This is a genomic window from Curtobacterium sp. MCPF17_051 (assembly GCF_003234595.1).
Classification (GTDB): Bacteria; Actinomycetota; Actinomycetes; order Actinomycetales; family Microbacteriaceae; genus Curtobacterium; species Curtobacterium flaccumfaciens.
The window spans coordinates 1-10,148 of record NZ_QKSE01000016.1 but is presented as its reverse complement, the minus strand read 5'-3'; the positions used below and the strand labels follow the sequence as shown (position 1 = coordinate 10,148).

8 protein-coding genes are annotated in these 10,148 nt (G+C 69.4%); 5 read left to right on the top strand and 3 right to left on the bottom strand.

Going from position 1 to position 10,148, the window contains the following annotated elements:
- The first annotated feature begins 104 nt into the window (after nucleotides 1–104).
- From DEJ35_RS13040 to DEJ35_RS13030, 3 genes are read left to right on the top strand one after another with little or no spacing between them, the layout of a single operon-like run.
- Nucleotides 105–1,745 carry a glycosyltransferase family 2 protein gene (locus DEJ35_RS13040; protein WP_111091450.1) on the top strand — a complete coding sequence of 547 codons (1,641 nt, stop codon included), beginning with the start codon at nucleotides 105–107 and terminating at the stop codon, nucleotides 1,743–1,745.
- The gene (locus DEJ35_RS13035; RefSeq protein ID WP_110862246.1) at nucleotides 1,738–3,288 is read left to right on the top strand and encodes a glycosyl hydrolase; all 1,551 of its coding nucleotides are present in this window, start codon (nucleotides 1,738–1,740) and stop codon (nucleotides 3,286–3,288) included. The genes DEJ35_RS13040 and DEJ35_RS13035 overlap by 8 nt, the downstream gene beginning before the upstream one ends.
- Complete coding sequence (locus DEJ35_RS13030) at nucleotides 3,285–4,712, top strand: UDP-glucose/GDP-mannose dehydrogenase family protein (RefSeq protein WP_110862247.1); 1,428 nt, start codon at nucleotides 3,285–3,287, stop codon at nucleotides 4,710–4,712. The genes DEJ35_RS13035 and DEJ35_RS13030 overlap by 4 nt, the downstream gene beginning before the upstream one ends.
- Before the next feature lie 413 nt (nucleotides 4,713–5,125).
- Here the strand turns inward: DEJ35_RS13030 and glnA are convergent, their stop codons facing one another.
- Nucleotides 5,126–6,550 carry a type I glutamate--ammonia ligase gene (gene glnA / locus DEJ35_RS13025; RefSeq protein ID WP_017886082.1) on the bottom strand — a complete coding sequence of 475 codons (1,425 nt, stop codon included), beginning with the start codon at nucleotides 6,548–6,550 and terminating at the stop codon, nucleotides 5,126–5,128.
- 142 nt (nucleotides 6,551–6,692) lie between these two features.
- On the opposite strand from glnA, the gene DEJ35_RS13020 reads away from it, so the two are divergent.
- The gene (locus DEJ35_RS13020; RefSeq protein WP_071244549.1) at nucleotides 6,693–7,148 is read left to right on the top strand and encodes an RDD family protein; all 456 of its coding nucleotides are present in this window, start codon (nucleotides 6,693–6,695) and stop codon (nucleotides 7,146–7,148) included.
- Nucleotides 7,149–7,258: 110 nt separating this feature from the next.
- Here the strand turns inward: DEJ35_RS13020 and DEJ35_RS13015 are convergent, their stop codons facing one another.
- Nucleotides 7,259–7,975, bottom strand: a complete 717-nt coding sequence (locus tag DEJ35_RS13015) for a DUF4191 domain-containing protein (protein ID WP_110862249.1) — start codon at nucleotides 7,973–7,975, stop codon at nucleotides 7,259–7,261.
- 128 nt (nucleotides 7,976–8,103) lie between these two features.
- On the opposite strand from DEJ35_RS13015, the gene DEJ35_RS13010 reads away from it, so the two are divergent.
- Nucleotides 8,104–8,940: a hypothetical protein gene (locus tag DEJ35_RS13010; RefSeq protein WP_146244800.1), complete on the top strand. Its 837-nt coding sequence runs from the start codon at nucleotides 8,104–8,106 to the stop codon at nucleotides 8,938–8,940.
- A 90-nt stretch (nucleotides 8,941–9,030) separates the two neighbouring features.
- On the opposite strand, the gene sucB is transcribed toward DEJ35_RS13010, so the two are convergent.
- A partial coding sequence (gene sucB, locus DEJ35_RS13005) for a 2-oxoglutarate dehydrogenase, E2 component, dihydrolipoamide succinyltransferase (RefSeq protein WP_111192897.1) occupies nucleotides 9,031–10,148 on the bottom strand: 1,118 nt, incomplete at its 5' end.

Genomic DNA, 10,148 nt, shown 5'->3' with positions numbered 1-10,148 from the left:
CCCGTTGCGCGCGCGTTCAGGTTCTGCATCAATTGCATCACCCGAACCGGCCCTGATTCCCCGATGAAGCGGAATCTCCACCTCGAACGTTGAAGCAGGGATCAGTGTTCACCTTCATTCTGCAGATCAGGCAGATGGTCGAAGGGCACCCCGAGTTCTACCTGTTCGCCGTGTACTCCGCGGTGATCTGGTTGCTCTGGTTGCTCAAGGTCGTCATCTCCGCCCGCTACCGCCCCTTCACCGGCACCTTCGTCGGTACCACCAGCGTCGTCGTCCCCGTCGTGGACGAACCGCTCGACCTGTTCCGCGACGTCATCGGCCGCATGGTCGAGCAGCAGCCCGGCGAGATCATCGTCGTCATCAACGGTGCCCGCAACGAGGCACTCGAAGAGGTCTGCGACGAGTTCGCCCCGCTCGTCCGCTGGACCCACACGCCCATCCCGGGCAAGCGCAACGCCGTCAAGGTCGGCACCGAGATGTCCAACGGCGACATCACCGTGCTGGTCGACTCCGACACCGTCTGGACCCCCGGCGCGCTCGAGGAACTCCTCAGGCCGTTCGCCGACGAGTCCGTCGGTGGCGTGACCACCCGGCAGCGCATCCTCGAGCCGGAGCGCAGCTGGATCACCCGCTGGGCCGACTGGCTCGAGAACTCGCGCGCGCTCTACTCGATGCCGGCACAGAGTGTCCTCGGGCAGATCGGCTGCCTGCCCGGGCGCACCATCGCGTTCCGCCGGAGCATCCTCATGCGGGTGATGGACCGGTTCATGCACGAGAAGTTCATGGGCGTGTTCCTCGAGGTCTCCGACGACCGGACGCTGACGAACCTCACGCTCAAGGAGGGGTACCGGACCGTCTACCAGTACACGTCGCTGGTCTACACGGATGCCCCGCTGCAGGTGAAGAAGCTGTTCAAGCAGCAGCTCCGCTGGGCCCGCGGCTCGCAGTACAACACGCTGCGGATGCTGCCGTGGATGCTCGGCCACGCCCCGATCCTGGCGGCGTTCTTCATCACCGACATCATCCTGCCGTTCATGCTCTTCGGCGTGATCGCAGGCTGGATCTACCGCGCCTTCACCGGCCAGGGCGAGAACCTGTACCAGGGCATCCTGTCGCAGTACGGCTTCTCGACCGGCTTCGTCTACGTCGCGGCGCTCATGGTGATCTCGAGCGTGCTGAGCATGGCGATCCGCCAGATGCGGCACCTGTCGGAGAAGCCGAGCGACTTCTTCCGCCTGCCGATGTTCATCATCGTGTCGACGTTCTTCCTGATGCCGATCCGCCTCATCGGCTTCTTCCGGCTGGCGCACGCGTCCGGCTGGGGGACCCGAGCCGGCGCCTACGCCGGTGGGCCGATGCAGGAGGACCCGGCGGACGCCGTCCAGCCGCTGTCCTCCACCGCGCAGGTCCCGGTCAGCCCGATCGACGCCGAACGTGCCCGGATGACCGGCGCGGACGCAGGTTCCGCGGGCTCGGGTTCGGGCTCGTCCGCTCCGCTCGACACCGTCGACCAGGTGGCCGTCGACCGCGCGTTCGACGAGCTCTTCGGCGCCGACGCGGCGACCAACTCCACCACCACCGTCCTCGCCACCCGCCGCGAGGCCGCAGCCGCGGTCGCGCAGCAGGAGGCCCAGCGAGCAGCCGCGCCGGCCCCCGCCCGAGCCCGCCGGTACAACCCCTACGCAGCGATCCCGTACGTGATCGGCATCGCGATCTTCGCCCTGGAGGCGTTCCTCATTGTCTGACATCATCCGTTCCTCGAGTGCTTGGTGGGCGCAGTCCAGCAAGCACGCCCGCCGGACGGCCATCGGCACGACGGCCATCGTGCTGGCGCTCGGCCTCATCACCTGGTCGGTGTGGATCTCGCCCACCGGCCCCGTCTCGACCGCCGTGCACCAGGCGCTCGGCGTCGAGGCGCCGAAGGCCAAGAAGGTGTCCGCCGCCGAGCTGCAGACGCAGCTCGACGCCGCCCAGGAGCGCATCTGGTCGCTCGAGGGCAAGCTCGACTCCCGCACGGCCCAGGCCGGGTCGCGCGGCGAACAGATCTCGGAACTCAAGGCGCAGATCGCGTCGCTGCAGTCCCAGCTCGGTGCCGCGAAGGGCTCGGGAGGCTCGTCCAACGTCAACGCCGCGGGCTCCGGCAGCGGTGGCTCGGGTTCCGGCGGGTCCGGTGCCGGTTCCGCCGGCGGGTCCGGTTCGGGTTCGTCCGACAACGGGTCCGGCAGCGGTTCGGGTTCGGGCAACGGCGGTGGGTCGAAGCCGAACCCCGGCCCCTCGACCGATCCGGGTGCCACCCCGGTCGTCACGCCGACGAAGGCCGAGATCCTCGGCCAGCAGTCGCGCTGGTACGGCCTGTACACCGCGCAGTCCCCGTTCAACTGGGCCGAGTACGACGAGGTCTCCCGTCAGGTCGGCACCGCGTCGAACATGACCGGCTTCTTCCAGGGCTTCGACCAGGAGTTCAACGCCACCGCGGTGCAGCGCTCCTGGGCCAACGGCCGCGTCCCCCTCATGACGTGGGAGACGGTGCCGGCGCAGACCGGCAACGACCAGAAGTACGTCCCCGGGTACACCAACGACGACATCTCCGGCGGGTCGTTCGACGCCTACCTGACGAAGTACGCCAAGGCGCTGGCGGCCAACGGGCAGCCGATGGTCATCCGTCTCGACCACGAGATGAACGGCTCCTGGTACAACTGGGCCGAGGGTGACGCCCAGAAGAACCCCGTCGGCTCCTACAAGAAGATGTGGAAGCACGTGCACGACGTCTTCCAGGCGAACGGCGCGAACAAGTACGTCATCTGGGACTGGTCCCCGAGCCGCATCGACAAGCTCGGCAACACGAAGTACCAGACGCTCGACTACATGCAGCAGTACTACCCGGGTGCTGACTACGTGGACTGGGTCGGCATGAGCGGCTACTACCGGGACGCCACCGAGCAGCCGACGTTCGCCACGACCTTCGGAGCGACGCTCGCGCAGCTCCGGCAGATCGCGCCGGGCAAGGGCATCATGCTCAACGAGATCGGGGCGACCGAGACCGGCACCAGTGTCGGGAACCCGCAGAAGACGCAGTGGATCAACTCGCTCTTCGATGCGCTGGCCGACCCCGCCAACAAGGACATCGTCGGCTTCGCGTACTTCAGCGAGACCGCGACCACCATCGTCGACGGCAAGCGCACCACGAACGACTGGCGTCTCAACTCCCGCGCCGATTCCCTCAAGGCCTTCGCCGAGGGCATCAAGCGCAACGACATCGACTACGACCTGCAGGAGGTCACGCAATGAGCGAGTCCAAGAAGTCGACCGCATCGGCCGACACCCGTCCCGCACCCGTCATCAGCGTCATCGGCACCGGCTACCTCGGCGCCACCCACGCGGCCGCCATGGCCGAGATGGGCTTCGAGACCATCGGTGTCGACATCGACCCGTCGAAGCTCGCCGCACTGTCCGCCGGTGAGGTCCCGTTCTTCGAGCCCGGGCTGCCCGAGCTCATCACGAAGCACGTCGCCAGCGGTAAGCTCCGCTTCACGGCGGACATCGCCTCGGCCGTCGCCGCTGCGGACGTCCACTTCGTCTGCGTCGGCACCCCGCAGAAGGCCGGGTCGCACGCGGCGAACCTGGCCTACGTCGAGAGCGCCACCCGTGGCGTCGCCGAGAACCTCACCCACCCGGGCCTCATCGTCGGCAAGTCGACGGTCCCGGTCGGGACGGCATCGCGCCTCCGCGGCATCGTCCGCGAGTTCACCCCCGCCGGCATCGACGCGGAACTCATCTGGAACCCCGAGTTCCTGCGTGAGGGCAAGGCCGTCGAGGACACCCTGCACCCGGACCGGCTGGTCTGGGGCGGAGCCTCCGAGGCAGCCGACGCCGTGATCCGCGAGGTCTACGCCGCACCGATCAGCGAGGGCACCCCGGTCATCACCACCGACCTCGCCACCGCGGAGCTCGTCAAGGTGAGCGCCAACGCGTTCCTCGCCACGAAGATCTCGTTCATCAACGCGATCTCCGAGATGTGTGCGATCACCGGTGCCGACGTCTCCACGCTCGCCGACGCCCTCGGCCACGACGCCCGCATCGGCCGGAAGTTCCTCAACGCCGGCCTCGGCTTCGGCGGCGGCTGCCTGCCGAAGGACATCCGGGCGCTCATGTACCGCGCGAACGAGATCGGCGCGGGCCAGGTCGTCGGCCTCATGCAGCAGGTCGACGAGATCAACATGGGGCAGCGCCAGCGGGTCATCGACATGGCGATCGACTCGGCCGGGGGATCGGTGCTCAACCGCCGCGTGGCCGTCATCGGCGCCGCGTTCAAGCCCCTGACCGACGACGTCCGTGACTCCCCGGCGCTGAACGTCGCCGCTGCGCTGCACCTCCGCGGCGCCCAGGTGACGCTCTGGGACCCCGAGGCGATGGAGCCCGCGAAGCGCTCGTTCCCGACGCTGAGCTACGCCGCCTCGATGACGGACGCGATCGAGGGCGCCGACGTCGTCCTCGTGCTCACCGAGTGGGACGACATCATCACCGCCGACCCGGTCGCCCTCGGAGATCTCGTCGGGCGCCGCGTCGTCATCGACGCGCGCAACTGCCTCCCGGTCTCGGACTGGGTGAAAGCGGGGTGGACCGTCCGTTCCCTGGGACGTCCCACGCCGGTCACGGGTGCACCCGTGAGCGTCGCAGCGGGGACGAACGACGCGTTGGCCACGAGCCGCTAGTCACCGTTCGCGAGACGGGGTCCGTGCCGGGCGGCGCGGGCCCCGTTCCCGTGCGCCCGGGGCCGCCGGGCGGTTCCGGGCGTGCCTTGTCGAATCGGGCGTACCTGGTCGAATCGGGCGTACCTGGTCGGAAGTTCTGACCAGGTACGCCCGATTCCGCTTTCCAGTCCAGCTGCGATGGGAAGGAACGTGCGTCGCGACCGCCTGGAGGCCCGGCACCCGCCCGACGGACCGGCACCGGGCCTCCAGGCGGTCGCGTCCGCACCCGCGCTCCCGGTGGCCGCGTCCTCTCGCGCTGGGCGACACCGCACGGGTGGCGCAGCCCGTGAGGTGTCGCTCACCCCGAACCGTGGCCGGCACGCACGAAGGGCCCCGCACCTGACGGTGCGGGGCCCTTCGTCGGTCAGCGGGACTCAGACGCCGAAGTACAGCTCGTACTCGAACGGGTGCGGGCGCTGGGCCAGCGGGAGGATCTCGTTCTCGCGCTTGTAGTCGATCCAGGTCTGGATGAGGTCCTCGGTGAAGACGTTACCCTTCGTGAGGAACTCGTGGTCCGCCTCGAGCGCGTCGAGCGCCTCGTCGAGGGAGCCGGGGACCTGGGGGATGCCCTTGGCTTCCTCGGGCGGGAGCTCGTAGAGGTCCTTGTCGACCGGCTCGTGCGGCTCGATGCGGTTCTGGATGCCGTCGAGGCCCGCCATCAGCTGCGCGGCGAAGGCGAGGTACGGGTTGCCGGAGGCGTCGGGCGCGCGGAACTCGATGCGCTTGGCCTTCGGGTTGGTGCCCGTGATCGGGATGCGGATCGCCGCGGAGCGGTTGCCGGCGGAGTAGACCAGGTTGACCGGGGCCTCGAAGCCCTTGACCAGACGGTGGTACGAGTTGATCGACGGGTTGGTGAAGGCGAGCAGTGCCGGGGCGTGCTTCAGGATGCCGCCGATGTACCAACGGGCGAGGTCCGACAGCCCGCCGTAGCCGTTCTCGTCGTAGAAGAGCGGCTTGCCGTCCGACCAGAGCGACTGGTGGGTGTGCATGCCCGAGCCGTTGTCGCCGAAGAGCGGCTTCGGCATGAACGTGGCGACCTTGCCCCACTGGTCAGCGGTGTTCTTGACGATGTACTTGAACTTCAGGATGTCGTCCGCGGCGTGGACCATCGTGTCGAACTTGTAGTTGATCTCCTGCTGGCCGCCCGTGCCCACCTCGTGGTGCGAGCGCTCGAGCTCGAAGCCGGCGTCGATCAGCTTCAGGGTGATGTCGTCGCGCAGGTCGGCGGTCTTGTCGACCGGCGAGACGGGGAAGTAGCCGCCCTTGTACGGGGTCTTGTTGGCGAGGTTGCCGCCCTCTTCGTCGCGACCGGTGTTCCAGGCGCCCTCTTCGGAGTCGACCGCGTAGAAGGACTCGTTCTGCGTGACCGAGTAGCGGACGTCGTCGAAGATGTAGAACTCGGCCTCGGGGGCGAAGAACGCGGTGTCCGCGATGCCCGTCGACGCGAGGTACTTCTCGGCCTTCTTCGCCACCTGGCGCGGGTCACGGCCGTAGATCTCGCCGTTCCGCGGGTTGTAGATGTCGAAGATCATGATGAGCGTGCGCTCGGCGCGGAACTGGTCGACGTACGCCGTGGTGACATCGGGGATCAGCTGCATGTCGGACTCGTGGATCGACGCGAACCCACGGATCGAGGAGCCGTCGAACAGCTGGCCGACCGAGAAGAAGTCCTCGTCGACGGTGGATGCCGGGATGTTGAAGTGCTGCTGCACACCGGGCAGGTCCGTGAAGCGGATGTCGAGGAACTTGACGTCGGTGTCCTTGATGAAGGCCAGGACCTCGGAGGAATCGCTGAACATGGGGCCGATCTCCAATGGGTTGGGTGATGTCGGAGGCACCGGTCAAGGCACCCTCCGACGAGGCTATTGACACGGGGTTTCCCGGACATGACTGGATTGTTTCGGGCGTGTTACGCCCGGGCCGTCGCCTACGCTGGGGACCATGGCCCGCAGCACCCCCAGCCCGTCCGCGCCCTCCGAGCACCCGGACGGGTGGCCGGGCAAGGACCTCGGACTGCCCGAGTCCGGGCCCCGGAGCGTCGGGCGGATCGGCCGGCGGGTCGTCGCGCTGCTGATCGACGGCGCGCTGGCTGATCTGGTCGCCTACGTGACCGGCGTGTGGTCGCCGGTGAACGGATCGGGCGACATCGCGCACTCGTGGGTGCAGATCGCCATCTTCGCCGTGCTGCAGATCGTGTTCATCTGCCTGCTGTCCGGGTCGTTCGGGCACATCTGTGTCGGACTGCGGGTCGTCCCGATGCGCGGCGGCTACGTGGGGGTGTGGCGGCCGATCCTCCGGACGGTGCTGCTCTGCCTGGTGGTACCGGCGCTCATCATCGACCGCGACAGCCGGGGTGCGCACGACCGCATCGCCGGGACGGTGCTCGTCCGTCGCTGAGCCGGAACCCCGCACCATGCAGGACCGGCTTCGAGCGAGATCGCACCCCCGCACGCGCGAGGACGCCCCCGACCATCTGGTCGGGGGCGTCCTCGCGGGTGGGGCTTCGGTCAGCGCGGCCGTCCGGCGCGGGCCCGCATCGGGTCCATGCCCTTCGGGATCGAGGCCGCAGGGCTCTGTGTCAGCGAGTCGAGACGGTTCGCGACCGCCAGGACCTCGTTGCGGTTGAGCGACTTCTTGAGCTTGTTCATGGCACGGGGCAGCTTGTGCAGCGTCAGGCTCTCACCGGTCCCGTCACCCACGTGCAGCACGTGCACGGCGACGTTCGGGACGATGCGCTGGACCTTGCGGCGCTCCTCGCCGACCTGGCGGGTGAGGTTGCCGCGCTGGCCCTCGGTGATCAGGACGACACCCGGGCGACCCACGGCACGGTAGACCGCTGCCTGCGAGCGACCGTGCACCGCGACCGGCATCTCGCTCGAGCGCCACTGGCGACGGAGCGAGTTCGACAGCACGGCACCGACGGCGCCGGGCTGGCCTTCGATCTGCGAGTACGCGGCACGTTCGGCCAGACGACCGAGCACGATGAGGAAGAGCAGTACACCGAGCAGCACACCGGCGACGATCCACAGGACGATCGCGAGCCAGTTCTGCCCCGGCAGGAGGAGCGCCAACAGGACACCGAGGACGACCGGACCGACGAAGGCGAGGGCGAACCACCAGACCGACGACGGGTCGGCCTTTCGGGTCATCTGGAAGACCTGGAACATCTGCTTGAGACGCCCCGGCTCCTTCGCCTTCTTGTCTGTGGAAGAGCTGCGTGCCATGCGAACAGGATACGGCCTCCGTGCGCCGGGGGAGACCGTCGCGTGTCCGGCTGTGCGCGAACACGTCCTGTCCACAGATGGTGCGGGAGAGCCTGGAAGCCCACCGCGCCACCGCCACGCTGGTCACCATGGAGACGAGCACTGACCACCACCCGGATCGCTGGATCGCGACCGACGACGAGCACGACGTGCTCACGTGGGTCGCCGACCGCTCCGCGGCCGCCGAGCGCCACCTCGTCCCGGTGGCCGCGGTCGGTCGGACCCCGACGGGGCGTCTCGTGGTCGAACTCGACCGGCCGACCGGTACGCCGCTCGTGCCGGCGCTCGACCGGCTCGGCACGCCGACCACCGGCGTCGCGGTGACCCTCACGGTCCCGCTCCTGGAACTCCTGGTGGCGGTGCACGACGGCGCGGTCCTGCTCGGTGTCGCCGGTGTCGACGACGTGCTGGTGGACGACGCCGGTGCGGTCGTGCTCTGCGACCGCCCGACGAACGCGACGAACACGACGACCCCGACGGACCAAACCAACGCGACGACCCCGACGCGCACCGCGCACCCGACGCGCACCGCGCACGCGACCGATGCGACCCGGACCCTCGTGCTCGCAGCCCGGACGGTGTGGGACCGGGTGGACCCGGCCGAGCTCGCCCAGGCCCCGGTGCTCGGGGCGCTGCAGGACGCCCTCGACGGCGACGGGCCGAGCGCACGAGCAGCACTCGACGTCGTCCGTGCCGCCGCCGCGCCCCGGCCGTTCCGGTGGACCCCCGTGCCGAGCGACCTCGTGTTCGCCGGACCGCCGGCACCGAATGGGCAGGACGGACTGCACGAGCGACTGCGGGATGTGGTCGAGCACGGCGTCCCACTCGGAGCCGGACGACGACTCCCGCTCCGCCGTGCGCTCGTGGGGCTCGTCGTCACCGTCGGGTCGGTGGTCGCCGCCCTGACCCTGCTCGGCGGCGGGTGATGCGCCGGGTGACGCCGTACCGAGGACGCACACGGGAACGGCCCCGGCTCCCACGAGGGGAACCGGGGCCGTCGGCCGTGCTGCTGGTGATCAGTACCCGAGGTTCGGGGCGAAGTTGCCCTCTTCGAGACGGTTCTTCACCGCGACGAGGTACCGCGAGGCGTCCGCACCGTCGATGATCCGGTGGTCGTACGACAGCGCCAGGTAGACGAACGAGCGGATGGCGATGGCCTCCTGGCCGTCGACCTTCACGACCGCCGGGCGCTTCGTGACGATGCCGGTGCCGAGGATCGCCGACTGCGGCAGGAACACCACGGGGGTGTCGAACAGCGCGCCACGCGAACCGGTGTTGGTCAGCGTGAACGTGCCGCCGGCCAGCTCGTCGGGCTTCAGCTGGTTGTTCCGGGTGCGCTCGGCGAGGTCCGCGATGGACTTCGAGAACTGCGCCAGGTCCAGCGAGGCCGCGTCCTTGATGACCGGGGTCAGCAGGCCGCGCTCGGTGTCCACCGCGATGGAGACGTTCTCGGTCTCCGGGTAGACGATCTCGTCGCCCTCGACCGTGGAGTTGATCTTCGGGTGGGCCTTCAGCGCCTCGGACGCCGCGAGGGCGAAGAACGGCATGAAGGAGAGCTTCGAGCCGGTCTTCTCGAGGAACTCCGCCTTGTGGGCGTCGCGGAACTGCGCCACCTTCGTGACGTCGACCTCGACGACGCTCGTGAGCTGTGCGGTCGAGGTCATCGACTGCACGGCACGCTCGGCGACCACCTTGCGCAGGCGGGTCATCTTCTCGCGGGTTCCGCGCAGCGGCGAGACCTCGGCGACGAACGGGCCGGACGCGGCGGCGGGTGCCGCTGCAGCCGAGGCGGCCGGGGCCTTCGCGGCGGCGGCCAGGACGTCCTCCTTGCGGATGCGCCCCCCGACACCGGAACCCGTGACCGTGGACAGGTCGACACCCTGCTCGTTGGCGAGCTTGCGCACGAGCGGGGTGACGTAACCCGAGGCCGCGCCGTCCTGGGTGGGGTTCGGCACCGCGGCGGCGGCCGTGGAGCTCGGCGCGGACGCCGGAGCCGGCGCGGCTGCCGGAGCGGCCTGGGCCGGCACGGCTGCCGGCGGTGCGGCTGCGGGCGGCGGGACCGGCGCGGCGGCCGGGACCGGCGCTGCCGCGGGCGGGGCGGACGGTGCCTGCGGGGCGGCGGGCTGCGTCTGAC